Annotated in this window: 24 protein-coding genes and 1 pseudogene; 14 read left to right on the top strand and 11 right to left on the bottom strand. The window is 65.2% G+C overall.

Annotated features, from left to right (window positions below; all coding sequences use genetic code 11):
• Positions 1–93: 93 nt before the first annotated feature.
• The 5 genes from SR3_RS10210 (at position 94) to SR3_RS10195 (ending at position 4,347) form a co-directional block, all read left to right on the top strand.
• Positions 94–255: a hypothetical protein gene (locus SR3_RS10210; protein WP_157098770.1), complete on the top strand. Its 162-nt coding sequence runs from the start codon at positions 94–96 to the stop codon at positions 253–255.
• A gap of 1 nt (position 256) precedes the next feature.
• Complete coding sequence (locus SR3_RS32635) at positions 257–388, top strand: hypothetical protein (RefSeq protein ID WP_281198717.1); 132 nt, start codon at positions 257–259, stop codon at positions 386–388.
• Between the two features lie 21 nt (positions 389–409).
• The gene (locus SR3_RS10205) at positions 410–2,686 is read left to right on the top strand and encodes a glycosyltransferase family 4 protein (protein ID WP_245653863.1); all 2,277 of its coding nucleotides are present in this window, start codon (positions 410–412) and stop codon (positions 2,684–2,686) included.
• Positions 2,687–3,081: 395 nt separating this feature from the next.
• The gene (locus tag SR3_RS10200; protein ID WP_407668160.1) at positions 3,082–3,735 is read left to right on the top strand and encodes a spermidine synthase; all 654 of its coding nucleotides are present in this window, start codon (positions 3,082–3,084) and stop codon (positions 3,733–3,735) included.
• A 165-nt stretch (positions 3,736–3,900) separates the two neighbouring features.
• Positions 3,901–4,347: a hypothetical protein gene (locus tag SR3_RS10195; protein ID WP_157098769.1), complete on the top strand. Its 447-nt coding sequence runs from the start codon at positions 3,901–3,903 to the stop codon at positions 4,345–4,347.
• A gap of 210 nt (positions 4,348–4,557) precedes the next feature.
• Here the strand turns inward: SR3_RS10195 and SR3_RS10190 are convergent, their stop codons facing one another.
• From SR3_RS10190 to SR3_RS10175, 4 genes are read right to left on the bottom strand one after another with little or no spacing between them, the layout of a single operon-like run.
• Positions 4,558–5,283 carry a hypothetical protein gene (locus SR3_RS10190; RefSeq protein ID WP_068084796.1) on the bottom strand — a complete coding sequence of 242 codons (726 nt, stop codon included), beginning with the start codon at positions 5,281–5,283 and terminating at the stop codon, positions 4,558–4,560.
• Between the two features lie 25 nt (positions 5,284–5,308).
• Positions 5,309–6,682, bottom strand: coding sequence for a carbohydrate porin (locus SR3_RS10185; RefSeq protein ID WP_157098768.1), 1,374 nt, complete (start codon positions 6,680–6,682; stop codon positions 5,309–5,311).
• Positions 6,679–7,431, bottom strand: a complete 753-nt coding sequence (locus SR3_RS10180) for an SDR family NAD(P)-dependent oxidoreductase (protein ID WP_068084791.1) — start codon at positions 7,429–7,431, stop codon at positions 6,679–6,681. The genes SR3_RS10185 and SR3_RS10180 overlap by 4 nt, the downstream gene beginning before the upstream one ends.
• Entirely contained in the window at positions 7,428–8,315 is an 888-nt protein-coding gene (locus tag SR3_RS10175) for an SDR family NAD(P)-dependent oxidoreductase (RefSeq protein ID WP_068085037.1), read from the bottom strand. The genes SR3_RS10180 and SR3_RS10175 overlap by 4 nt, the downstream gene beginning before the upstream one ends.
• A gap of 201 nt (positions 8,316–8,516) precedes the next feature.
• On the opposite strand from SR3_RS10175, the gene SR3_RS10170 reads away from it, so the two are divergent.
• The gene (locus tag SR3_RS10170) at positions 8,517–9,206 is read left to right on the top strand and encodes a carboxymuconolactone decarboxylase family protein (RefSeq protein ID WP_245653862.1); all 690 of its coding nucleotides are present in this window, start codon (positions 8,517–8,519) and stop codon (positions 9,204–9,206) included.
• A 4-nt stretch (positions 9,207–9,210) separates the two neighbouring features.
• On the opposite strand, the gene SR3_RS10165 is transcribed toward SR3_RS10170, so the two are convergent.
• Complete coding sequence (locus SR3_RS10165; RefSeq protein WP_068085032.1) at positions 9,211–9,963, bottom strand: SDR family NAD(P)-dependent oxidoreductase; 753 nt, start codon at positions 9,961–9,963, stop codon at positions 9,211–9,213.
• 172 nt (positions 9,964–10,135) lie between these two features.
• On the opposite strand from SR3_RS10165, the gene SR3_RS10160 reads away from it, so the two are divergent.
• The 7 genes from SR3_RS10160 to SR3_RS10130 all read left to right on the top strand — a co-directional run bounded on the left by SR3_RS10160 (position 10,136) and on the right by SR3_RS10130 (position 16,628).
• The gene (locus SR3_RS10160) at positions 10,136–10,801 is read left to right on the top strand and encodes a TetR/AcrR family transcriptional regulator (protein ID WP_307560397.1); all 666 of its coding nucleotides are present in this window, start codon (positions 10,136–10,138) and stop codon (positions 10,799–10,801) included.
• A 2-nt stretch (positions 10,802–10,803) separates the two neighbouring features.
• The gene (locus SR3_RS10155) at positions 10,804–11,601 is read left to right on the top strand and encodes a helix-turn-helix transcriptional regulator (protein ID WP_245653860.1); all 798 of its coding nucleotides are present in this window, start codon (positions 10,804–10,806) and stop codon (positions 11,599–11,601) included.
• Positions 11,602–11,680: 79 nt separating this feature from the next.
• Entirely contained in the window at positions 11,681–12,103 is a 423-nt protein-coding gene (locus SR3_RS10150) for a Zn-ribbon domain-containing OB-fold protein (protein WP_068084778.1), read from the top strand.
• Positions 12,096–13,241 (top strand): thiolase family protein, encoded by a 1,146-nt coding sequence (locus tag SR3_RS10145; protein WP_068084775.1) that lies wholly within the window; start codon positions 12,096–12,098, stop codon positions 13,239–13,241. Before SR3_RS10150 ends, SR3_RS10145 begins: the two co-directional genes overlap by 8 nt.
• Positions 13,242–13,244: 3 nt before the next feature.
• Entirely contained in the window at positions 13,245–14,423 is a 1,179-nt protein-coding gene (locus SR3_RS10140; RefSeq protein ID WP_068084773.1) for an acyl-CoA dehydrogenase family protein, read from the top strand.
• Positions 14,424–14,441: 18 nt separating this feature from the next.
• The gene (locus tag SR3_RS10135; protein WP_068084770.1) at positions 14,442–15,617 is read left to right on the top strand and encodes an acetyl-CoA C-acetyltransferase; all 1,176 of its coding nucleotides are present in this window, start codon (positions 14,442–14,444) and stop codon (positions 15,615–15,617) included.
• A gap of 3 nt (positions 15,618–15,620) precedes the next feature.
• Positions 15,621–16,628, top strand: a complete 1,008-nt coding sequence (locus SR3_RS10130) for an acyl-CoA dehydrogenase family protein (RefSeq protein ID WP_068084768.1) — start codon at positions 15,621–15,623, stop codon at positions 16,626–16,628.
• Between the two features lie 44 nt (positions 16,629–16,672).
• On the opposite strand, the gene SR3_RS10125 is transcribed toward SR3_RS10130, so the two are convergent.
• The 6 genes from SR3_RS10125 to SR3_RS10100 all read right to left on the bottom strand — a co-directional run bounded on the left by SR3_RS10125 (position 16,673) and on the right by SR3_RS10100 (position 24,898).
• Positions 16,673–17,329 carry a phosphotransferase gene (locus tag SR3_RS10125; RefSeq protein WP_068084765.1) on the bottom strand — a complete coding sequence of 219 codons (657 nt, stop codon included), beginning with the start codon at positions 17,327–17,329 and terminating at the stop codon, positions 16,673–16,675.
• A gap of 125 nt (positions 17,330–17,454) precedes the next feature.
• On the bottom strand, positions 17,455–18,741 hold the full coding sequence (locus SR3_RS10120) for a spinster family MFS transporter (RefSeq protein ID WP_245653859.1): 1,287 nt from the start codon (positions 18,739–18,741) through the stop codon (positions 17,455–17,457).
• A 2-nt stretch (positions 18,742–18,743) separates the two neighbouring features.
• The gene (locus SR3_RS10115) at positions 18,744–20,078 is read right to left on the bottom strand and encodes an FAD-dependent oxidoreductase (RefSeq protein ID WP_068084763.1); all 1,335 of its coding nucleotides are present in this window, start codon (positions 20,076–20,078) and stop codon (positions 18,744–18,746) included.
• Positions 20,079–20,090: 12 nt separating this feature from the next.
• On the bottom strand, positions 20,091–22,529 hold the full coding sequence (locus tag SR3_RS10110) for a TonB-dependent receptor (RefSeq protein WP_068084759.1): 2,439 nt from the start codon (positions 22,527–22,529) through the stop codon (positions 20,091–20,093).
• A gap of 75 nt (positions 22,530–22,604) precedes the next feature.
• A complete protein-coding gene (locus SR3_RS10105; RefSeq protein WP_068084756.1) occupies positions 22,605–23,687 on the bottom strand; it encodes a phosphotransferase family protein in 1,083 nt (360 codons plus the stop codon).
• Complete coding sequence (locus SR3_RS10100; protein WP_084455326.1) at positions 23,684–24,898, bottom strand: acyl-CoA dehydrogenase family protein; 1,215 nt, start codon at positions 24,896–24,898, stop codon at positions 23,684–23,686. The genes SR3_RS10105 and SR3_RS10100 overlap by 4 nt, the downstream gene beginning before the upstream one ends.
• 231 nt (positions 24,899–25,129) lie before the next feature.
• On the opposite strand from SR3_RS10100, the pseudogene SR3_RS10095 reads away from it, so the two are divergent.
• Positions 25,130–25,537: pseudogene (locus tag SR3_RS10095) on the top strand (carboxymuconolactone decarboxylase family protein); the annotation flags it as partial.

Genomic DNA, 25,537 nt, shown 5'->3' with positions numbered 1-25,537 from the left:
GAAGCAGGAGTGCGCTTTATGTGCCCCAACCAAATCCTTTTCAATGAACAGATTGCCTTGATTGGATGCAATACTTCCAACAGTTCTGTTCATATGCTGCGCCATCGCCGGCAGTTGGCGATCACCTCGCGGTTGCTGCGCGACTATCCCTATCCGCACCGCCCCTATGATCCCTCGGCAGGCGCCATGGTGGGCCGGGCAGATCAGGCATCGCGTGTCGTGGCGGCCCCCGCTCTGCGGACAGGAACCCGCTGATATGGCCAAGGGACAAAAACGCAGCACGCGTGAAATCCGCAAGCCCAAGGCCGCCAAGCCGAAGGCGGCCCCTGTCGCTTTGCCCAATTCGCCGGTCAGCACGCTGATCCAGAAGCCGAAAGGCAAGCTCTGAGACAAGGCTCTGGGCACCCCCTTGCGCGTCGCCTTCATCGGTAACGCCCTGCCGCGCCGCTGCGGGATCGCCACCTTCACCACCGATCTGGAGCTGGCTGTCAGCGCTCTGCCGGACATCGCCGAGAGCGCCATTCTGGCGATGCGCGACCCGGGTGGCGACTATCTCTGGCCCGCCAATGTGGCACGCGGCATCGATCAGAACGATCCGGCCCAATATCGCGCCGCCGCTGATGCCATCAATGCGGCAGGCTATGATGTCGCCTGCCTGCAGCATGAATTCGGCATCTTCGGCGGCGAGGCCGGATGCCTGATCCTCGATCTGATCGCGGGCCTCACCATGCCGCTGGTCACCACGCTGCACACCGTGCTCGACCGGCCCAGCCCGGCGCAGCGCGTGGTGATGGAGGCAATTCTGGCCGCCTCTGCGCGGGTGATCGTGATGGCGCAGAAGGGGCGCTCGATCCTGATCGAGACCTATGGCGCCGACCCCGGCAAGATCCGCGTGATCCCCCATGGCATTCCCGATGAGCCTTTTGCCGCCAGCGATGCGGCAAAACAGCGCCTGGGTTTCGCGGGGCGTCAGGTTATTCTCACCTTCGGCCTGATCAGCCCCAACAAGGGCATCGAGACCATGATCGAGGCCATGCCGGCGATCGTGGCGCGCTGCCCCGATGCTGTTTACGTCGTGATGGGCGCGACCCATCCGCATCTGCTGCGCGACGCTGGAGAGACCTATCGCCTCGGCCTGATGGACCGGGTCGAGGCGATGGGGCTGGGCAATCATGTGGTCTTCCTCAACCGCTTTGCCGAACGCCCCGAACTGCTCGACCACATCGCCATGTGCGATGTTTACGTCACGCCCTATCGCGATGAGGCGCAGATGACCTCGGGCACGCTGGCCTATGCCCACGGGCTGGGGCGTGCGGTGGTCTCCACACCCTATTGGCATGCCGCCGAATTGTTGGGCGACGGATCGGGCGTGCTGGTGCCCTTCGACGACGGACCACGCATGGGAGCGGCCGTGGCCGACCTGATGGTCGATGGGCCCGCGCGGCAGATCATGGCCACCAGCGCCTATATCGCCAGCCGCCCGATGATCTGGGCCCATGGGGCGCAACGCTATGCCGAGGCTTTTCGCGATGCCTTGCGTTCGCCGGTCGGCACGCGGTTGCGGGCAGGCCATGCCGCGCCCATTGCCCCCTCGATCCTGCCCTTGCCTGCTACATCGAACCGGCATTTCAAGGCGATGTGCGACGATACCGGCCTGTTCCAGCACGCCATCCGCTCGATCCCCGACCGCCGCCATGGCTATTGCGTCGATGACAATGCCCGCGCCCTGCTGCTCTGCATCAAGCCAAACAACCGGCTCGACGGGGCCGTGGCGCTGGCCGCGCATTTCGCCAGCTTCGTCCAGCATGCCTGGAATCCGGACTATCGCCGCTTCCGCAATTTCATGAGTTTCGACCGGCGCTGGCTTGAACCGGCCGGTTCGCAGGACAGCCATGGCCGCACGCTCTGGGCGCTGGGGGTCTGCGCTGCCTCATCCGATCCGGCGCTGGCGGCCTGGGCGACCGATCTTTTCGTGGAAGCCTTGCCCACCGTGCTGGAGTTCACCGCGCCGCGCAGCTGGGCCTTTGCCCTGCTGGGCCTGGACGCCTATTGCCCCACGCATCCGGGCGACACGGTGGCCGATGCGATACGTCACCGTCTGGCCGGGCGTCTGGGCCGGCTGCTGCGTGACACCGCGACCGATCAGTGGCCATGGTTCGAAAACCGGCTGACCTATGACAATGCGCGCCTGTGCGAGGCGCTGATCCGCACCGGCGGGCGCATCGGCGATGCCGCGATGCTGGCGGCGGGTCTGGCCAGCCTGCGCTGGCTGCTGGCGATGCAGACCGCGCCTGCCGGGCATTTTCGGCCCATCGGATCCCAAGGCTTCGTTCTGGCCCAGCGCACACCTCTGCCTTTCGATCAACAGCCGCTGGAAGCCTGCGCGACCGTGGCGGCCTGCCTTGCGGCACGGCGGCACGACCGGGGCGAGCTCTGGACATCCTCGGCCCATCAGGCTTTCGCCTGGTTTCTGGGGGAGAACGATCTGGCCGTGCCGCTTGTGGACATAGAAAGCGGCAGCTGCCGCGACGGGCTGCATCCCGATCGCGCGAATGACAACCGTGGCGCGGAGTCCGTCCTGTCCTATCTGCTCGCGCTGGCGGATATGCGTGCGATGGCGCGTTATGGCCCTTCGTCTCCGACACCGCCGGAGAGCCCTCCGGACAAGGTGCCCCTGGATGGGTGAGCAGGACGGCAGCGTCCCTGCACCGCACGATGACAGAAAGGTCATGGCAACACAGTGATAGCACATGACAGGAACAGGATCTTTCCGGACCGGCGTGTCGTTGCCGTCAGAGCCCGTGGGGAGGCGCTTGCGCTTTTGAAGGGCAGCTTGTCGCCCGATACCGGGATGATGATCCCATATGCGCCCCCGACGCAGCGCCGTGAAGCCATGCAGAGGTTGCGTCTTGCACAGCAGGCCGAAGCGCGTGCCGCCGCTGCCAGAGCGGTTGCGCCAATGCCTGAGTTTGAACCTGAAATTGCAGAAAAGGTATACACACCATCGACCTAGAATCGGCGCTGGAGCCCCGCTCGCTAGAATCCGACCAGCCCATCGATCAGGAGATCGGCTGGGCCGAAGTGCCCGATGGCGTGGAGTTGCGCCTTGTCCAGCGTGGTGACGCCTTTGCCATCCTGCTGGAGGAGACAACGCTGATGAGCACGCTGGTGAGCGCTTCGGAGGAAGCCCTGGCCACCATGACCGCGCAGCGCCTCGGCAGCTCCGATGCGCAGCAATGGCTGATCGGCGGCTATGGCATGGGCTATACGCTGCGTGCGGCCCTGGCCGAGCTGGGCGCCGACGCCAGCGTGACCCTGGCCGAGATCGTGCCCGCCATCATCGAATGGGCGCGCGGACCGATGCGGGAGCTGACGGCGGGATGCCTCGATGATCCCCGCGTCATGCTGGTGGACGACGATGTGGCGATGCTGATCGATGCGGCACGCGGCGCCTATGACGCGATCCTGCTGGATGTCGACAATGGCCCAGAGGGGATCACGCGGCTCGACAACGATCACCTCTACAGCACGCGGGGCCTCAAGTCGGCGCGCCGTGCGCTGAGGCCGGGCGGCATTCTGGCGGTCTGGTCCTGTCAGCCCTTTCCCGGCTTCACGATCCGCTTGCGCAGGGCCGGTTTCGCCGTGGAGATGGTCGAGGTCAGGGAGCGAGAGGGCAATCTGGGCGCGCATCATGTCATCTGGTTTGCCCAGAACCCGGTCGTAGAGGCCCCCTGAACCTTCCCCACCGCCAAGAGTCATCACTCATGGACAATGTGATGAACGATGGAGCTTCGGTTTTTTGAAGGTCAGCTTTGCCAGCGGTTTCGGCAAGGCGGAGAACAATTCCACTATCCGCACGTTTCACCGTCTACTCGACCGTTGGCAATAAGGAAGCAGACCATGAAAACTTTGCTAGTTTGCGCAAGTGCCGCAAGCATGATGCTGACATGGCCCGCGCTGGCGCAAAACGCCTCCTCATCTCAACCGTCCGATGGCGCCGCTGCTGCTGCATCCACTTCCGCGCCGCCCGGGACGGTCGTGCCTGCCAACAATCCTGCGACGGATGCGGCCAACGCCAGCTTTCAGCAGGGCGTGGCCGAGAAAACTGCAGCCCAGGCAGCTGACCAGCACGCTGAATGGCAACGGTATCATGAGGCCGTTGGGGAAAGGAACGCGGCAGTAGCCGCCCGAAGGGAGACTATCGCCACGATCCGCACCACCCAGGCTCAAAAAGAGGCGGCCTACGGCCGGGCGATGGCGGCATGGCACGCGCAGGTCGCCGCATGCCAGAATGGTGATAAGAAAGCTTGTCTCGCGCCCACGCCTGATCCAGCGGCGTTTCAATGACGGCTGACGCCCATTGCATAAGGTGAATGGCCGCCAGCCGGCGATGTGCCATCCTGCAAGGCATAGCGCGCGCCAAAGGTGTTGAGCACATCGAGCCGCGCGATGAGCGGGCGATGCCGCAGCCCCTCCCGCGATCCCGTTACGCGCTGGTCTCCGCTCTCGCTCTGGATGCTACCGTGCTCTTCTGGCTATGACGAGTGAGTCCTGAGCCTAGAGTTCGTTTTGAAGGTAGATCGCATTCTCGAATTGAGGGGCGTTGAAAGCGAAGCAACGCCCTTTCATGGCTGGATTGATGGAGACAGGCCGCCCGGCCACATGCTTCGTGGCATAGCGCCTGCCCAAAGCAATCAGCCATGTCCGGGCCAGCACCATGGCCGTCTCGAAGTCATCCTCGTTGAATGTCTGGACGGCCCACGTGGCAAAGCCCTTATCCAAAGTCCGCCCGGCCAAACTGCCGGGCGCCAGGATCTGGCCGTCACGGATCAGCCATGCATGAACCGCCCGGCCATCGCGCGAGACCGATGCCGTAACCGGTGCATCGGTCTCGTCGGGCACAATCGCGTCCCAGCGCAGGCTGCCGTGGGAGCGATCGGCATGACGCAGGGCCATGACAAAAAGATCGAGCAGATGCGTGCAGTGCCGCAGCGGTTCTCCCTGGTGGTAGAAATGGCCCGGTGGCGTGCCGATGGACAGGCCGACATAAGGCTGAAGCTGCCCCCCGGCGAGCCCGCATGCGGTGGTCGGCACACGGATCGGCCGGCTTTCCAGCCCGGTGACGACCTTGCCGTCATGCTGCAGGATGCAGGTCATTTCGTGGAAGCTGTCGTAGAGATGGGCAAGAACCTGCCCCGGCGTAAAATCGAGCCGCACGCTTCTGCGGCAGGCGCCATCGCCATAATCGGGGTTGGGCGGATAATTGAGACCGATGGGGCGCATGGGACTGAGACCTTGCCTCCAGATATCAGAAGATCGTGACCAGCCCGAGATAGCCGTTGAGGGCCGGGCCGAAACGGGGCGAGTAAATCGGGTGCACGGTCACCCCGAGACCGGGCTGGAGATAGATGCCGGGCCGCAGGCGAAGCGCATAGCTGCCGATCAGCGCCCAGGTGCCCTTGTTATACCCCGTGCCGACCGGGGTTTTCGCGATCAGCCCTTCGGGGCTGTACTTGTTGTAGGTCATCACCAGCGAGGCCAGATCGAAAGGCCTGCTGCCGATCAGGCCTACCCCATAAAGCCGGCCTTCGTAATATTGGGTGTAGAAGTTCTGGCGCGGCGGGGCGTAGTCGAAGGTGGCACCGGCATAGATGCCACGAAAGGGCCTTTCCTGATCGGGCTGCGTCAACTGACGGTCGAGCGCAACATACATCGCCCAATTGTCACGCGTGCCGCCGGTGAAGGTGTCGTAGCGGGTGGTGTTGTAGATCGCGCCGCCACGGGCCCAGATCGAGCGTTCTCCCCGCGCTGCGGGCCGATTGTAGCCGATCTCGTCGATGAACAGCACGCCGGTGCCGGGCGGATGGAAGCGGAAACCGCCGGGGTTGAGTTCATTCTCGACGGTCGCGCCGCCGGGGGGAAGGCTGCGCTGGACGCCGAATTTATTGTAGCCATGCGCGCCCAGACGCGTGCGGACGTCGATGCCGGGCGCGGCAAAGCCGCCATAGCTGAGGCCAAGCTGAAACGGGATGGTCGCCTGCGGGCCGAGATTGCCGGTGGCAAGATTGCCGCCGACATTGATGCCGATGAACTCCTGCGTGTTGTCGACGTAACCGGCGGTCACCTCCACCGCGCCATTGGCGATGCTCTGGAACCAGTGCAGGCGCCCGATGCGGAATTTCTTCGGTCCGTTCACGGCGGGAAAGCTGTTGTTCACAAAGCTGAGCGTCGTGGCCAGCTGGCCGCCCGCGATGCCGATCCGCCCAAGATCATAGGTCAGCGTTAGGCTCACCGTCGAATTGGTGCGGGTGACGTTCTGGCCATTGTAAAGCTGCGGCCCGCGATAGCCGCGATCATTCTGCAGAAAATCGTACTGGAAGTTGATCGTGTTGATCGGCGAGATGCCGATTCCCAGATCCGCCAGCGCATCGCGGATGCCCGCATGATCGGCAAGGATCGAATCGCGGGTCTTGGGATAGGGAATGTCCCAGCCCTTGAGCGCGAGATCGTCGAAGCGCTTGAAGGGATCGGCGGGGGCCGGGGCATCCTTGTCGGGCAGGGCGCTGACCGTGGCGGGCTGCTGCGTGGCTGAAGCCTGCCCATCGTTGCTGGCCTGCGCATGGGCGGCCCGGGGCAGACACAGCAGCCCGGCCAGCGCCAGCATGGACGCGCTGCGGGTCACTGCGCGGTCGAGCCGCCATCGACGACGATTTCGGCCCCGGTCATATAGCTGGCATCGTCGCTGGCCAGGAACAGGATCGCCCCGGCAATGTCGTCCGGCTTGCCGGGATGGCCGACCGGCACATCGGCGATCAGCTTTCTGGCGGTGTCGGGATCGGCATAGGCGGCGGCGGTCAGCGGGGTGGCGATATGGCCGGGGTGGATCGAGTTGGCGCGCACGCCATTGCCCGCCTCGGCGCATTCCAGCGCGGTGACCTTGGTGAACATCCGCACCCCGCCCTTGGCCGCGCAATAGGAGCCGGTGTTGGCCGCCGCCACGATGCCCCGGATCGAGGACATGTTGACGATCGCCCCGCGCCCGGACGCGGCCAGGGCGGGCATCAGATATTTGGTGGCGAGAAACACGCTGTCGAGATTGACGGCGATGATCGCCCGCCACTGCTCCAGAGAGGTGTCGGCGATGGAGGCGAACTTGCCGAAACCGGCGTTGCTCACCAGCACATCGAGCCTGCCGAAACGCGCCATGATATCATCGGCCAAAGCCCGCCAGCCCGCTTCGTCGGTCACGTCCAGCACAAGGGTTTCATGGGCGCCGGCGGGCAGGCTGGCGCGCGCCGTCGCGAGGCCTTCGGCATTGCGGTCGGCCAGCAGCACGGTGGCCCCCTCGGCGGCAAAGCGGACGGCGCTGGCCAGACCGATGCCCGATGCGGCGCCCGTCACCAGCACGATACGGTTGGTAAAGCGGCTCAAGACGCGTTCTCCGTCATGCCCACATCGCCTTTGGTGAGCGCCAGCAGGCTCTCGAATTCGGGATTGCTGCGGGCCAGAATGGCTTCGGTGCGCCTGCGGATCGCGCCATCGAAACGGTCGGAGGTGAAGACGTAGAAACGGTTCTCGCGGATGCCCTCGAAGGTGATGCGCGCGGCTTCCGCAGGGGTGAGGGCATGGGCATAGAGCTGATCGGCGATGCTCTGCAATTCGGGCGCCTCGGCGGCCGGACCGGCGCTGGCCTGCAGATGGGCGGGGCGCGAGCGTTCCGAATCGTAAATGCGCGTGGCGACCAGCCCCGGCGCCAGCAGCGTCACGCCGATAGGGGCCTGTTCGTCGCGCAGCCCGGCGTAAAGCGCCTCGGCGACGCGCACCACCGCATGTTTGGAGGCGCCATAGCAGGCCGACCCGGCCCCGCTGACAAAGCCCGCGACCGAGCCGGTGATCTGCACATGCGCCGGGCGGCTCTCGCGCAGCAGGCGGGGCACAAAGCTGCGGATGCAATTGGTCACGCCATCGACATTGACCCCGAAGGCCCAGCGCCAGTCGGCGGGCTCATACTCCCACACCGGGCGGTGGCGCCCGCCGGGCACGATGCCCGCATTGGCGCAGAGCAGATCGACCTGCCCGAACCGGTCCCATGCCGCATCGGCCAGAGCGGCCACGGCGGCGGGATCGGTGACATCGGTGGGCTGCACCAGAACGTCATCGGTGGCGAGCCCTGCGCGCACCCGTTCCAGCCCCTCGCGATCGACATCGGCCAGCACCAGCTTCATGCCCTGAGCCACCGCATAATCGGCCATGGCTGCGCCGATCCCGCTTCCCGCCCCGGTGATCACAGCTGTTTTTCCGGCAAAAGAGTCCATGATTTCATTGCTCCTCATCCAGGGCGGCCCGTTCTTGCTGAGACTCGCCTGGGTCTTGGCGTAACCGACCGTCCGGTCGGGCGTCAACCTCATTCACGCGGTTGACCGCGATGAAGGCACCTCTTACCAAGATATCACCCGACCGGGCGGTCCATAAAATAGGGCCGTAAGAATCAGGCCGCAAAAATGGGAGAGCCTTTCGTGACACAAACCACCAACCCGCTGCTGGCGCTCGGCTTGCTGCAAGCCAAGGCCCCCAAGACGGTCGCCGGTTTTCGGCGCTGGCGTCAGATCATCGACAGCGACGGAGCGATTCCCGCGCCGGTCAAACGGCTGTTCGTGGCCTGTGCGGCCACGGTCAAAGGCTATGAGGACATGGCCCGGCGCGAACTGGCCGCAGCCAAAGCCGCGGGCCTGAGCGAGGCCGAGGCCGGGGCCGCCGTGGCGATCCTGGCGAGCGTGCGCGGCGAAGGCGCCTCGCTGCGTTACCACGGCTTCTTCCGCGAGATCTGGCCCGAGGCGCAGGCGCCCGAGCCCGGCGAACAGGCCATCGAGGTGGCCCCCGGAGAAGCCGAGGCGAATTTCCTCCAGTATTTCGGCACCATGCCGCCTTCGCTGGGCAAGCTGTTCGATCTCGTGCCGCTGGGCGCGGATGCCTATTATCTGATGCGCGAGGGCACGTTGTCGGGCACGGCGCTCGATCCGGCCCATGCCGAATTGCTTCTGGTGACGGTGCTGAGCGCCGATTACAGCAGCTGGACATCGGTGCATATGCAAGGTGCGCGCAAGGCCGGCGCCAGCGAGGCTGCCGTGGCCGAGGCAGTCATCTGCGCCGTGCCCACCGCCGGCCTGTCGGCCTGGGTGGTGGGCGCGACGGCGATGGACAGCTGAGACGTTACAGGCCGCTCACCAGATGGCCGCCGTCGATGGCGATCACCGCGCCGGTCATATAGGCCGAGGCCTGCGAGCACAGCAGCAGCAGCGGGCCGTCGAGATCCTCCATCTGGCCCAGCCGCTGCTGCGGAATGCGGGCGATCAGGCGCTGGCCGGCGGGTGAGGCGAAAAAGGCCCGGTTGAGGTCGGTCTCGATGTAGCCGGGCGCCAGGGCGTTGACGCGGATGCCGCGCGGCGCCCATTCCAGCGCCAGCGCTTTGGTCAGCTGGATCAGCGCGGCCTTGCTGGCGGCATAGGCGGCCAGCCCCTTGGCCACCCTTTCGCCCAGAATCGAGGCGACATTGACGATGCTGCCGCCCGCGCCCTCCATCGCCTGCGCGGCGTGGCGGGCCACAAGGAACGCTCCGGTCAGGTTGGGGGCCAGCACGCCTTGCCATTCCTCCGCGCTCATCTCGATGGCGGCGCGGGTGGTGGCGACACCGGCATTGTTGACCAGAATGGCAAGCGGACCATGGCCATCGCGGGCGATCCGCGCGAAGGCCTCCGCCACCGAAGCGGGATCGGTGACATCCATGGTGACCGGGTGGCAGGCTCCGCCCTCCCGCGCGATCTCCTCGCTCAGCGCTTCGAGTGGTGTGCTGCGCCGTGCCGCCGCCAGCACGGTTGCGCCCTGCGCGGCGAGGCGCTGCGCAAAGTGGCGGCCCAGCCCCGAGCTGGCTCCGGTCACCAGAGCGATCTTACCATCCAGACGCATCATTTTCTTCTCCCGGGCTTGCATTGTTGTCCAATCAGGCCCACCGATAGTCGCGCCCGACCAGACGGTCGAGTTTCCAAATGGAGAGGTCCGCATCATGGACGGCAGGGAATCGCGCCGTATGGGGTGCCGGGCCTCGACCGGGGGACACGCACCGGGGCGAACGGGGTGAATGACAGCTTGGGCCTTATGGCCGGACGAGGAAGGTAGAGAGCCAGGCATGGCGCAGGCAGTAAGAAAAAAACGGCAAACCACCGAAGCCCACGATGAAAAGCGCAACGAGATCTTGCGGCATTGCGCAAATCTGTTCGACAAGGTTGGCTATCACAAGGCCTCCATGCAGATGCTCGCGGATGAGGTGGGCCTCGGCAAGCCGACGCTTTACCACTATTTTCCCAGCAAGAACGCGATCCTCTATGCCATTCACGATGCGCATATGACGACGTTGCTGGATGGTCTGGGCGAGGCGGGGTCGGTGGCCGATCCGGCCAATGTGCTGCGCGATGCCTGCATCAACATCCTGCGCCAGATCGCCGAACATCCCGGTTATGTCCGTGCTTTCATGGATCATTACGGCGATCTGGAAGGCAAGATGCGCAAGGCGATCCGCGACCGCAGGCAGATCTATTTCGACCGCATTCAGGCGGTGATCGTGCAGGGGATCGAGGATGGCACCTTCCGCGATTGCGATCCTGCTCTCACGACCTACAGCTTTCTGGGCATGGGCAACTGGGCCTACAAATGGTATCCGCCCATGGCGAAGAAGCGCTCTCCCGAAGATGTTGCCGACGCCTTGTGCAAGCCCTTCTTCGATGGATTGCGCCTGGCGCGGGGCTGAACATGATGGCCTCGCCGTCCGTGATGCCGCCCGTGCTGCCCTCCGCCGCGGCGCTGGCGGCAGTGCGCATCGCCGACAGCGAGGACATCTGGCGCGCGGCCTGCGCACTGCGCGACGCGGTGGACCGGCTCTGCGGCTTGCGCACCGCTGTGACTCACAATGTCGCCAGCCGCGAGCCGATGTGCGACAGCAACGGCACCATTCTGGCCAGCGAGGTCTTCGGCTTCATCGACGCGCGCTGGTGGGAGACGCCGCAACTGGCGCTGATCTCGCCCATCGTGCATGCCTGTCGGGTCGAGGCGGAGCCCTTCTGGTGCCATGCCGAAGGGTTTCACGCGCGCGGGCCCAATCCGCTGCTCGATGCGATCGATCTGGCCGATTTTCGCGAAAGGGCGCTGACCGCCGCGGCCATCGTGGTGCCCATCCATCTGCCCTTTGGGCAGATCGCCGCCGCCAGCTTCCTCTCGCGCGATGCCTCTTGCGAGGATCTCTCCGCCGTCTATGAGCAGGCGGGCGAGGCGCTGGCCATGCTCGCGCGGGGCTTCGTCCACAGCTATGTCCGGGTGACCGCGCGCCGCCGCCCCGGCGTGGCGGGCGTGGCGCTGAGCAAGCGCGAGGTCGAATGCCTGCGCTGGGCGGCGGGCGGCAAGACCAATGAGGAAATCGGCCTGATTCTGGGCGTACAGCGCACCACGGTGCGGTTCCACATCCTGTCGGCTTCGCGCAAGCTCGATGCCGTCAACCGCGACCAGACGCTGTTCAAGGCGGCGCAGCTCGGCTTTCTGGGCATGATGCGCTGAAGACCATCGCGGGCGACTGTCGTATTGGTCAGCATCCGACCGGTCGGTTGAGTGATATGGAGCGGGGCAGGAGAGGCCCATGCTCGATATTCATCCCCCGATTGCCGATGACCTGCTGACACTCAGCGATGGCGCGCTGCATCTGATCGCCTCGCGCGAGATTGCCACCGGACGCCATGTTTTCCCCGCCCGCCCGGCAGGGGACAACCGCTTCGATCGCGTGCTTCTGCCGCGCCAAGGCAGCCTGTGGTCATGGACCGTGCAGCGCTTCCGCCCCAAATCGCCGCCCTATGCCGGACCCGAGGCCTTCGAGCCCTATGCGGTCGGCTATGTCGCGCTGGCCGGGGCGCTGATCGTCGAGGCGCGGCTGACCGGCATCGCCTTCGAGGCGCTCCGCCTCGACCTGCCGATGCAGCTGGTGCCCCTGCCCTTTACGCTGGCGAATGGCGAGACCCGCACCACCTTCGCGTTCGCCCCGCTGGAGACCCCCGGCCATGCGTGATGTTTTCATTGTGGGCGCGGGAATCCACGCTTTCGGCCGCACGCCCGCGCTCACCGGTCTTCAGCAGGGTGTCTTTGCCGTGCGGCAGGCGCTGGACCATTGCGGGCTCACCTGGCCGCAGATCCAGTTTGCCTTTGGCGGTTCGGATTCGGCAGGCAATGCCGATACGATGGTCAGCGCGTTGGGCCAGACCGGTCTGCCTTTCGTCAATGTCGCCAATGGCTGCGCCACCGGCGGTTCGGCCCTGTTCGGCGCCTATAATGCGATCCGTGCGGGCAGTTTCGATCTGGGGCTGGCGGTCGGCTTTGACAAACATCCGCGCGGTTCCTTCTCGCCGCTGCCCGCCGATTGGGGGTTGCCCGACTGGTATGGCGAAACCGGGCTGATGCTGACCACCCAGTTCTTCGCCATGAAGATCCAGCGCTACCGCGTCGCTTTCGGCATTGCGGAGGACACGCTGGGCGCGGTGGCGGAAAAGGCCTTTGCCAATGGCGCTTTGGCCGAACACGCCTGGCGGCGCGAGCCGGTCGACCGCCAGACCATTCTCACCTCGCAGATGGTCAGCGATCCTTTGACGAAATTCATGTTCTGCTCGCCGGCGGAAGGCGCGGTGGCGCTGGTGCTGGCCAGCGAAAGGAAGGCGCGCGAACTGGGCCTGCCCGCGGTGCGGCTGCGGGCGGTGGCGATGCGCACCCGGCCCCCCGGTTCCTTCGAGGTGTTCTCCCCGGCGCTGGATCTGGAGCGTGGCGGCTCGCCCACCACGCTGGCCTCGCAGGCGGCTTATGAGATGGCTGGGGTGGGGCCCAGGGACATCGATGTCGCCCAGCTGCAGGACACCGAAGTGGGCGCCGAGATCATGCATATGGCTGAAAACGGCTTCTGCGCCGATGGCGAGCAGACCGCCTGGATCGCCGAGGGGCGCACGCGGATCGATGGGATGTTGCCGGTCAACACCGATGGCGGCTGCCTCGCTTGCGGGGAGCCGATTGGCGCCTCGGGTCTGCGGCAGGTTTACGAAAACTACCGGCAATTGACCGGCAGGGCCGGGGCGCGGCAGGTGCCGGGCGAGCCACGGCTGGGGTACAGCCATGTCTATGGCGCGCCCGGCGTCTCCGCCGTCGCCATCGTGGAGCGTTGAGCGATGGAGATGTCGTTCAGTCCTCAGCAGCTTGCCTTCCGCGATGAGGTCCGCGCCTTTCTCGCGCAAGCGCTGACACCGCGCCTGCGGCATGGCGCGGCGCTCACCTCGGGCGTCTTTGCCGAGCCGGACATCGCGCGGGCATGGCAGGCCATTCTGGAGGCGAAGGGCTGGCTGGTCTACCATTGGCCCGAAACGGCGGGCGGGCCGGGCTGGACGCCGCTCCAGCGCTGGATCTTCGAGAAGGAATGCGCGCAGGCTGGCGCTCCGGTGCTGCCGGGCATGGGGCTCAAGCTGCTGGGGCCGGTGCTCTACACCTTTGGCAGCGCGGCGCAGAAGGCGTTCTACCTGCCACGGCTGCGCAGCGCCGAGCATGTCTGGGCACAGGGCTTTTCCGAGCCGGGATCGGGATCGGACCTCGCCAGCCTGCGCACCCGCGCCGAGCGTGATGGCGATCACTACATCGTGAACGGCCACAAGATCTGGACCACCCAGGCGCAACACGCCAACCGGCTTTTCGCGCTGGTGCGCACCGATCCCGCCGTCAAGCCGCAGGCCGGGATCAGCTTCCTGATGATCGACATGGCGCTGCCCGGTGTCACGGTCCGCCCGATCCTGAGCGCTTCGGGCGATCACGAGCTGAATGAGGTGTTTCTCGACACTGTGCGGGTGCCTGTCGCCGACCGCATCGGCGAGGAAGGGCAGGGCTGGACCATCGCTAAATTCCTGCTGGAGAACGAGCGCGGGGGCACCGCCTTCGCCCCGCAGCTGCTGGCCGATCTGGTGCGGTTGCAGGGCGAGACCGGGCCTTTGCGCGGCGAGCTTGCCGAGCGCGCGCTGCGCCTGCGTCTGGAGGCCGAGGCGCTGGAGATCACCGAATTGCGCACGCTGGCCGAGATCGAGGCGGGGGAGGCGCCCGGCCCGCGCAGCGTCATCACCAAGCTGATCGCTTCGGAGATCCGGCAGGGGATCGAGGTGCTGGCGGTCGATGCTTTCGGCATGGCCGGTCTGCAATGGCCCGAGGAGCGCCCCTTTTACGATGCGGGCGTGCCCGCGCCCTTTCATTCGGCCACCGCGCAAGTGGCGGCGGCCCGTTATCTCAATGCCCGCGCCTGGTCGATCTTTGGCGGCACGAGCGAAATCCAGCTCGCCATCATCGCCAGAGCCGCGCTGGGCCTTTGACCTTCAGGAGGAAAAACCATGTCCGAAGCCTATATCATCGCGGCGCGGCGCACCGCCGGCGGTCGCCGGAACGGGCGTCTGGCCGGCTGGCATCCCGCCGATCTGGGGGCGCAGATCCTCGACGCGCTGGTGGCCGACAGCGGCATCGATCCAGCCGCGATCGACGATGTGATCGTCGGCTGTGTCAGCCAGGTCGGCGAGCAATGCTTTGCCTTCGCGCGCAATCTGGTGCTGGCATCCGGCCTGCCCGACAGCGTGCCGGGCGTGACCATCGACCGTCAATGCGGCTCTTCGCAGCAGGCGCTGCATTTCGCCGCGCAGGCGGTGATGTCGGGCATGCAGGATGTGGTCATCGCGGCGGGCGTTGAGAGCATGACCCGCGTGCCGATGGGCAGCGCGATCACGCTGGCCAAGGCGGGGGGCATCGGCGCGGACCCTTTTCCCGCCTCGATCAAGACGCGTTTCGGGGTGGACACCTTCAACCAGTTCGCCGGCGCGCAGATGATCGCCGACAAATACGGTTTCACCCGCGAGGATCATGACCGCTTTGCCCTTGCCAGCCATCAGAAAGCGGCGGCAGCGACCGCCAGCGGCGCTTTTGCGGCGGAAATCCTGCCCATCGCGCTGACCGGTCCCGAGGGCGAGGCGATGATCCACGATCAGGACGAGGGCATCCGCGCCAACTCCACTCTCGAGGCGCTCTCCACGGTGAAGCTGATCGCGGAAGGCGGCACGCTGTCCGCCGCCGCCGCCAGCCAGATCTGCGATGGCGCCAGTGGGGTGCTGATCGCCTCGGCGGCTGCGGTCAAGGCGCATGGCCTGACCCCGATGGCCCGGATTGTGAATCTGGCCGTGACGGCGGGCGATCCGGTGGTGATGCTGGAGGAGCCGATCCCGGCGACGCGCAAGGTGCTCGACCGCGCGGGGCTGAAGCTGGGCGACATCGACCTGTTCGAGGTCAATGAGGCCTTCGCCTCGATTCCCCTGGCCTGGGCCAGGGCGCTGGAGGCCGATCCCGGCAAGCTCAACGTCAACGGCGGCGCCATCGCGCTGGGCCACCCGCTGGGCGCCACCGGCACCAGGCTGACCGCCACGCTGATCCATGCGCTCAAGGCGCGCGGCCTGCGCTATGGCCTGCAGACGATGTGCGAGGGCGGCGGCATCGCCAATGCCTCGATCATCGAGGTGCTCTGACCCATGCGGTTCGCGCCCAATGACGATCAGGCGATGGTGCTCGATATGGTGGCGCGCTTTCTGGCCGCCCGCACCGATCCCGCGACGATGGCCGCAGGGCCCATGCCGGCGCAGGACTGGTCGGCGCTTGGAGAGCTGGGCCTGTTCGGCTTTCTGCTGCCCGAAGCCGCCGGAGGGATGGGCGGAGCGCCACAGGATGTGATGCTGGTGGCCGAAGCTTTCGGGCGCAGTCTGGCGATCACGCCGCTGGCCGAGGGGGTGGTGATCTGCGGCCATCTGCTGGGCGCGGCGGCGTCCTCGTCGCGAGGCGATCAGCTGCTTGCGGGGATCGCGCAAGGCACGCTGACGCTGGCTTTCGCGCGCGGAGGCATGATCTCGGACAAGGGGCTGACCGGGCATCTCGGGCTGGTGCGCGATGGCATGGCTGCCGAAGCCTTTCTGGTGGCGGCGGAGGATGGCGGGGTGGCGCTGCTCGCTGCGGACGATCCCCGGCTTCACCGCAGGCCGGTGCGGCTGGTGGATGGCAGCCTTGCCGCCGATCTGCGGTGTGATGCCGCCGGTGCCGCGCTGCTGGAGGTGCCGGAGGGACAGGTTGCGGCGGCGCTGGCTCTGGGGCAGCTGGCCATTGTGGCGGAGATGGTCGGGGCGATGGCGACGCTGCTCGATCTGACGGTGGATTATGTGAAGCAGCGCAGGCAGTTCGGTCAGGCGATTGCCTCGTTTCAGGTGATCCAGCACCGCTGCGCCCGGCTTTATGTGATGCTGGAACAGGCGCGCTCGATGATGCTGCGCGCGGCGCTGGCGCCGGAAGGGGAACGTCAGGCTTCCGTGGCCGCGGCGCGCGCCTATGCCGGGGAGGCTGCTTTGCGCCTCGCCGAGGAGGCCGTGCAGTTCCACGGCGGCATGGGCGTAACCGACGAACTGGCGGTGGGGCGCGGTTTGCGCCGGGTGCTGCTGCTCAGCAGGCTGTTCGGCGGCCCCTGTGCGGCGCGCGCCGAACTGGCTGCCTGAGAAGAGCCGCCCGGGGCACCATCCGGGCGGCTTGGCAAACGGTCTTACAGTTTATCCATCCATCCGGCTCCGAGTGCGGCGAGCCGTGGGAATGCCTTCGCTCGCTCGCTGGCCTGCGCATTGCTGGCATTGCCGCGCAAGACGCGCCCCTTGATGCCATGGACAATGGCGGCGAGGCGGACCTCGTTGAAGGCGAGGTGGAAGTTCCAGTTCGGGATGCCGCTGCGCCCGGTTCGCGCGCAATAGGCGGCGACATGGGCTTCCAGCGTGGGCAGGCTCAGCGTGGACAGTTCCCGGTCGAGGACCGCCAGAATGCGCGGCTCATCCGGATGAAATATCACGTTGTCGATGCGAAAATCGCCGTGGATCAGGGCTGTCTCCGCCCCTTCGGGAATGGCCGAAGGCAGCCACGCAGCAAGGGCGTCCATCGCTCCATCGCGCTCCGCCAGATCGTCGGCGCGATATTGCCGGGACCACCGTGTGATCTGGCGGCTGAAATAATTGCCCGGCCTGCCGAAATCGCCAAGCCCGATTGCGCCGACATCAACGGTATGCAGCGCGGCGATGACACGGTTGGTTTCGTCATAATAAGCGGCGCGATCGGACTCCGGAATCGCCGCGACCGGACCCCGGAATCGCCGCGACCGGCACCTTGCTGCCTGCCAACGCCTGCTGCACCCGTGCCTCGCGCAAAACGTCATGCGCGCCCTTGATGATGCGCCATGTGTCCGAACGCGAGCCTTATTGGTCAAATGGCTGGGTCGCAGATGGCATCTGTGCAACCCGTCGTTACGGCAAGCGATGCAGGGGGAGCGTTCTGAAGGATTTAGCTGCCAGCCACTGTCTTGGCCTTTGCTGCGATTTCCTTACGATAGGCCTGAGCACAGAGCATGAGCACGGCAACGCTGGCCAGAGACGTGAGGAGGCTGAGGCTGAGCGCGTAACGCAGCCCATTCTCTCCGGCACCGAAGTGAGCGGTCAGTTGGTCGCTCGTCAGGCCGACCAGCCAAGGGCCAAGGCCGAGACCGAATAGGTTGAAGACCAGCAGCAGAACCGCATTGCACATCGCCCGCAGATTGGTGGGAACCAGCGATTGGGTCACAGAAAGGACTGGGCCGTAATAGGCGATCGATACCGCGGCGACCAAAGTCGCCATGGCGATGGACAGGGCGAGCGAGGGCGCCAGCAGTTCGATCAGCGTCGCAGGAACATAGACAGCGATGACAAGTGCCATCATCCACACGCGCCAACGGATGTCACGCTGACTGAGCCGATCTGCGGCAAAGCCTCCCAGGTACATCCCTGCCGCACCTGCGAACCCGCTGAGGAGCGCCATCAGCAACGCGACCTGGGGCATGGAGAGACCATGGTTTCGCACGAAAAAAGGCGCGTTCCAGGTCATCAGCGCATACTGCGAGAACGCGTGGAGCGTGCAACCGCCAACGGCCAGGCGATAAGCCGGGCTGCGCCACAGATAGAGGACGGATTGCCGGAAGCTCAGAGCAGGCTCCGCCTCGCCGGTGGCGGCAGGGCGGCCCGGTTCGCGGATCAGCGCGAAGACCAAGGGTGCAAGCAGAACGCCCGCCCCGCCAACCAACGCGAAAGCGATGCGCCAGCCAAAGCGCTCCTCCAGCCAGCCAGTGCCAGCATAGCCCAGCATGAGCCCAGTCGGGAGCGCAAGCCCCCAGGTTGCCATCGCGCTTGCGCGCCGCTGCGCCGGATAAAAGTCGGCGATCAGCGAGACGCTGGCCGGAATGCTGCCGCTCTCGCCAATCGCCACTCCGATGCGAAAGAACACCAGCGTGGCAAAGCCGGCGGCAAGCCCACTGCAGGCGGTCATGGTGCTCCAGATGAGCAGCGAGGCCACGATCAGCCAGCGGCGGTTGCCGCGATCCGCAATCCGCGCGACCGGCAGCGACAGGGTGGTGTAGAAGATCGCGAAGGCAAGACCTGTCAGCGCGCCCATCTGCCCGTCGCTCAGCCCCAGCTCGCGCTTGATCGGGATCTGCAGCAGCGACAGGATCGTGCGGTCGATATAGTTGAACGTCGACACGAGAAAGAGCGCGAACAATGTTCGGCGCTGGGCCCATGTTGCAGTGGTCGATACCGTCATTGTCATACCCATCCGGCCGAGCGAGCGGCAGTCATTCCAAAAGTCATCGCCAGCGCAAGGCCGCCGGCATAACCCTTGCCGAAGGCGCCACCGGCATCGCTGCCCGCCGCGAAGAGCCCCGCGATCCGCATGCCCTGCGCGTCCAGCACATGGGCGCCGGTGTCGATGCTCAGCCCGCCGAAGGTGAAGGTGATCGCGGGATGGACGACCAGCGCGTAGAAAGGCGCCTGGTCGAGCGGATCGCAGCTTTCCATGCGCGGGGGGATCAAGGTTTCCCACCCGCTGTGTGAGGCCAGATTGTAGGCAGCGATGCTGCGCTCCACCTGCGCTCCGTTAAAGCCCTGTTCTCCGGCGAAGCGGGCGACAGCTTCAATCGAGGGCGCGACAAGGCCCTGGCCGCCAAAGCGCAGTGCTATGTCCATTTTATCCTCTGGCGATGCGGTTGCGACAACCGCCTGTGTGGCATAATTGGCATGGACTCGTGCGTCCCAGAAGCACAGAGCGCGTGAACGGCTCTGCAGCACGGTCTGATAGGTGCTGGCGTGGTCGCCATAGGTTTCGTCGCAGAAGCGCAAACCTTCTTCGTTGAGCAGCAGTGCATGCTCGCTGTGATATTGCGAGAGCATGACATTGAGACGTTCTTCGCCCCATTGTGGCGATCCGCTGACAAGGTGCCCGTAGAAGCCAGGATTTTCACCCTTGATCTGGCCACCAGCTTCCTCGCCCAATCGCAGCCCCGTGCCATCGCTAAAAGGGTTGGAACGCAGCCGCATGTCGCGCGCCTGCGGGTGGATGAACCGCGCCCGCAGATCGGGCGAGGCCTGATAGCCACCGGTCGCCAGGATTGTTGCCGGCGCGTGCACCAGAACTTCGCCATCGGCATGGCTGGTGCGCGCGCCGATCACGGCGCCATTTTCATCGCGCAGCAGCGACAATGTCTGCGTGTTGAGAATGACGTGGCCTGCAGCTCCCTCCACGAGGTCGGCACAGCCGCGCAGATGCGCGACGATGTCGATTTGATAGCCATAACCATGCAGCACATTCATGCGCGGCGTGATGTCGATGCCGCGACCGCGCAGCCATGCGATGGCATCCGGATAGGTCTCGAAGATGACAGAACCGAGAGCCGGATCGCCGCCTGCATAGAGCGCCATCGTCCCAGGCGATGTGGCAGTCCAGAACACTCCGCCTGAAAGGAAGGCGGATCCGCCTATGGACGGAGCGCGATCAACCACGATCACCCGGGCGCCGCGCTCGGCCGCCCACCCGGCGGCGGAAAGGCCCGCCATGCCCGCTCCGATGACCAGAAGGTCGCATTCAATGATGGGATCGCTCATGACTGGCCTCTCTCAATATTTCAGCTCGACCTGCAGCACCACGGCGCGGGGCTCACCCGCAACGGTGAAGACCTCGCCCACGCCGCCCGGCTTGTCGATCCCAAGTGTGCCATAGATGCGGTTGGTAAGATTGCGCCCGATGACCGCCAGGCTGTAGCGATCATCCTGCGACGAAAGCCGAACGCCGGCGTTCACGACCGTATAGCCGGGCTGATAGGATAGCGGATTCAGATTGAGTCCGGTGTAATAGCCGCTGGAATAGCGCAGATCCGCGTTGAGCGAGGTCTTGAACTTTGCCGAGAGCGGGATCTGTTGAGTGATCCCGGCCGAGGCGATCCAGCTTGGCGCGCGATAGACCGCGCGGCCCGACAGGTTCTGCACGAAGCCGGTGCTGCCCGAGGTTGGCACGCAACCCTGCGCCACAGTCTGCCCGGTGTAGCATTGCGCGCGGGTGAAGCTTTCGAAATGGGCATCGGTATAGGCGGCAGTGCCGTTGAGCGTGGTGGAAGGCGTGAGGCGCAGCGAGGATTCGAATTCGACGCCTTGCGAAACGGTGCTGGCCGCGTTCTGGGTTACGTAGGTCAGCGAATTGTTGCTGAGCGCGATCAGCGAGGTCAGCGGCAGGCCCTTGTAGATGTAGCGATAAAGCGTCAGCGAGCCGGTCAGGCGGTTGTTGAGGAAAGCGCCTTTCGCCCCCAGTTCCACGCCCGTGACCTTTTCGGGATCGAAGGACAGGTTGCTGATCGCGGAGGTGGGCGCCAGCGTGCCCGGGTTGGAAAAGCCGCCCGCCAGGAAGCCGGTCTTGTAAGCGCCATAAAGCGTGGTGTTATGCGTCGGGTGCCAGGTCAGCGTCGCCTCGGGCGAGATGTTGTGCTGGGATTTGGAACCCTGAATATGCTGACCCACGGCAAGCTGGGTGGTCACGATCGCCGGATTGACGAAGGTGTTGAAGGAGTTGAGATCGTTCACCTGATGCGTGAAGCGCGCACCGCCGGCCAGTTCGAGCGCCGGGGTGATCTTCACGATCCCCTGCGCGAAGAGCGAATAGGCTTCGCTCTTGTTGTGTTGCTGGTTGTCGTCCGCCTCATAGCGGCCGGTCAGCGGGTCCATCGGCAGAGAGCCGCTGGCCGCGCCGACGTAGGCCGTGCGGTTGTTGTGTTCATAGTGGCCACCGGTCGCGAAATTGAAGCGCCCGTCGAAGTTGGAAACAATGCGGATGTCTTGATAGAAGCTGCTGTTCTTCTCGTTGCTGTAGGACCAGAAGTAGGAATAGCTTGTGGCATCGGCGTTGCCCTGGGTGACGTAATCGTAATTATAATAACCCGTCACCGATGTGATCATCACATCCTTCATCTTGTAGTTCATGGTCAGCACGGGAAGAACCGAATCGTTCTTGCCATAAGGCTGGCCGCCAGCATATTTCCTCACTTCCGGCCAGGCCGCGATGATCGTTGGCGACAGCCAGCCTTGCGAGCTGCGGTTGTTGAGCTTGCAGTCCCCTGTCGGATCGAGCACGCCGCCCACGGTGCCGGGCTGGGAGCGTGTGGTGGGGCAGCCCATCACCTCGCTGAAGGCCTGAATGCCCTGGTTGCGATAATGGCTGAAGAGCAGTTTGAAATTGGCGGTGAAGGGCGAGCCATTGTCATAAGCAAGAGTCAGACGCCCGGCCAGCTTCTGCTCCGCGCCGAGACGATGCGGCGCGGCCGGAACATAGGTGCTGCCCGTCTGCTGGTTGCGCACGGCATCCACCACGCCACTGTCCTGATTGATGATATAGCCCTGGCTGTTGCTGGAATAGAAGGCCAGACGCGCGCCCAGACTGTCAGTCAGCGGCCCGGAAATGGCGCCTTCGATTTGCGGGTTGCGGCTGGTGAATTCATAGCCTGCCCGCAGGAAGGCGGTGAAGCGGCTGGTGGGATTGGCCGACTGGATGGAGACCACGCCGCCGGGCGAATTCTTCCCGAAGAACAGCGCCTGAGGTCCCTTCAGCACCGAGATCGTGTTGATGTCGAACATGGCGTCATTCACCAGACGGCCCCGGCTGATCGCCATGCCGTCCATGTCGATCAGCACGGACTGCTCGACCCCGGGATCGAGCGCGGAGGAACTCACGCCGCGCAGGGTGATCGAAGTGCCCGATCCGGTAAAGCCGCGGTCGAGCGAGATTTCCGGCACGGCGATCTTGATGTTCGCCACCGAGGTCAGATCGTGCTGACGCAACTGGGTCTGGTCGACGACCGTTGCCGCGACCGGCACATCGAGCAGCCTTTCAACCTTGCGGCGGGCCGTCACCACGATGTCGGCATCTCCCGGTGTGCCGGAGGATGGCCTGGCCTGCGTTGCCGTGCCGCCCGGCGGCGTGTCGGACTGGGCACGGGCGGGCGCGGCGCACACCAGTGTCGCGCAACCGGACAGCAAGGCCAGACGGATAAATCGCGAACTCTTGATCATTGTCTCTCTCCCCAGAATCGGGCTGCCTTTTGGCTTGCCCGCGATGCTCACGTTCGATGGTCGGATCGGCTGCTGTCAGGTCGCCCCGGCCTCCTGCGCCGCATGCCATGCGGCTTTGGCCAGGGGGGTGATGCGGGTGATGATGTCGCCCGCATGGGCGCCGGTCTGCACACCGTCGCGCGCGCGCCCGGCGATGCCCTGCAGGATCGCGGCGACGCGGAACAGGTTGAAGGCGCGGTAGAAGGGATGCGTTGGATCGCAGCGAAAGCCGGTCCGCTCGCAATAGCGGCGCGCATAGCTCTGCGCATCGGGAATGCCCAGCGTGGCCAGATCCGCGCCCTTGAGCGTGCCGCGCACATCCACGCCCTCGGGACGGAACCATTCCATCATGTGATAGGTGAGGTCGCCCAGCGGATCGCCCAGCGTTGAAAGCTCCCAGTCGATCACCGCCGCGACGCGGGGTTCTGTCGGGTGAATGAGCAGATTGTGGAACGAATAGTCCCCATGGATGATCGTCGTGCGGTCATCGGTCGGGGGGATCGCGCCCGGCAGCCAGGCGGCCAGACGATCCATCTCGGGAATGTCCGTGGTGCGCGAGGCTTCATACTGGCGTGACCAGCGCGAGATCTGCCGCTCGAAATAATTGCCCGGACGGCCATAATCGCCAAGACCCAGCGCGGCGTAATCGACCAGATGCAGCCGGGCGAGCGTCTCATTGGCCGAATCATAGACCGCCGCGCGCTCATGCGGGGTGAGGTCGGGCATATGCGGGTTCCAGAAGCTGCGCCCGGGCACATGGCGCATCACATAGAACATCGTGCCGATGACATCCTCGTCCTCGCACAGCATCAGCGGTTCGGCGACCGGCAGGCCGGCATCGAACAGGGCGCGGGTCACACGATATTCGCGGTCCACGGCATGGGCCGATTTGAGCAGCACCCCCGCAGGCTTGCGGCGCAGCACATAGCGCCGTTCTGGCGTGATGAGCAGGAAGGTCGGGTTTGACTGCCCGCCCTCGAACTGCTGGACCTGCATGGGACCGGCAAACCCGGCAATCTTTCCCGCAAGATAGGCGAGCAGCCGGGCCTCGTTGAAGGCGCTGCCGGGGGCGACATCCACCGTGTTGCCGATGGTGGCGGCGGGCTGGGGCGCGCTCATGAGCGCGCCTCGCCGCGCGGCGCATCGGCATAGCGGGCCAGTTCCATGCGGGCGATCTGGCGTTCATGCACCTCGTCCGGGCCGTCGGTCAGCCGCACGATGCGGGTGTTGGCCCAAAGCTCCGCCAGTCCGAAATCGTCGCTGACGCCGCCGCCGCCATGCGCCTGGATGGCATCGTCGACGATGCGTTGCGCCATTTTCGGCGCGGCCACCTTGATCATCGCGATCTCGGCACGGGCTTCCTTGTTGCCCACCGTGTCCATCATATGCGCGGCCTTCAGACAGAGCAGGCGGGTCATCTCGATCTCGCAGCGGGCGCGGGCGATGCGCTCTTCCCACACCGAATGTTCGGCGATGGCCTTGCCGAAGGCATTGCGCGAAAGCAGCCGCCGGCACATTTTCTCCAGCGCGACCTCCATCGTGGCGATGTTGCGCATCGTGTGATGGATGCGGCCCGGGCCGAGGCGGCCCTGCGCGATCTCGAAGCCGCAGCCCTCGCCCAGCAGCATGTTCTCGGTGGGCACGCGGACATTCTCCAGCAGCACCTCGAAATGGCCATGGGGCGCGTGATCGTAGCCGAAGACGGGCAGGTGGCGGACCAGCGTGACACCGGGCGTATCGCGCGGCACCAGGATCATCGACTGCTGGCGATAGGCCGAAGCATCGGGATCGGTCTTGCCCATCACGATGAAGAAATCGCAGCGCGGATGGCCCGCGCCCGAGGACCACCATTTGCGGCCATTGATGACGTAATCGCCACCCTCGCGGCGGATCTCGGTCTGAATGTTGCGCGCGTCGGACGAGGCGACGGCCGGTTCGGTCATCAGGAAGGCCGAACGGGTTTCGCCATCGCGCAGCGGCACCAGAAAACGCTCCTTCTGGGCATGCGTGCCATAGCGATGCAGCACCTCGAAATTGCCGGTGTCGGGCGCCATGCAGTTGAAGACTTCGCTGGCGAAGGAAATGCGCCCCATCAGCTCGGCGATCGGCGCGTATTCCACATTGCTGAGGCCGACGCTGGTGAAAAACGCATCGTCATGCTCTGAGGGTGGCATGAAGAGGTTCCACAGACCCTCTTCGCGCGCCCGAGCCTTCAGCTCATCGAAAATCGGGGGGATTTTGGCCCAGCGGTCAATCGTCGCGGCCTGCTGGTGATAGATCGGCACTGCGGGGACGATATGCTCCTCCATGAAGGCGCGCACCCGTTCCATCCAGTCCCGGGATCTGGCTGATTGCCCAAAATCCACCTGTTCTCTCCTGCTGCTCATCCGAATCACTGTCCGGTGGCTTTCTAGGACTCGCCCAACCGGGCGGTCGAGTGTTTGCTAGTCGACCGACTGGTCGGCTGTCAAACTGGTCAGGAGAAAATTTTTGAGTTGACGCCCGACTGTTCGGTCGAGCATCAAAACGGCAGGAGAGATGCAATGATAAAAAGTCCGTTGATGGATAACGCATTGCTGCAAGGCCATGCGCCCTACACGCTGGCAGGCTTCGATGCCTTTCGCGATGTGATCGAAACCGATGGTGCCGTCCCGGCCCGACTCAAGGCGTTGTTTGCGGCTGTTGCGGCCATTGACCGGCGGCATCTGGCGCTGGCCCGCCGCGAGATCGAGCGCGGCATCGCCATCGGCCTGTCCCTGGTCGAGGCAACAGCCGGGCTGATCGTGCTGACCAGCCTGCGCGGAGAGGCGGCGGCGATGGATTTCGCGCAGATCCTTGACGCCTGCTTTCCCGATCATCCGGTGCCGCCCCGGCAACCTTTGCCGGTTGCCGGAGCGGGGGAGGCCGAAGCCAATTTTACCGCCTATTTCGGCACGATTCCCCCGCCGCTGCAGCAGATGCTGCGGCTC

This window comes from Novosphingobium rosa NBRC 15208 (assembly GCF_001598555.1).
Lineage (GTDB): Bacteria > Pseudomonadota > Alphaproteobacteria > Sphingomonadales > Sphingomonadaceae > Novosphingobium > Novosphingobium rosa.
Note: the sequence above shows the minus strand (reverse complement) of the source record. Positions and strands in the feature narration are given on the sequence as shown.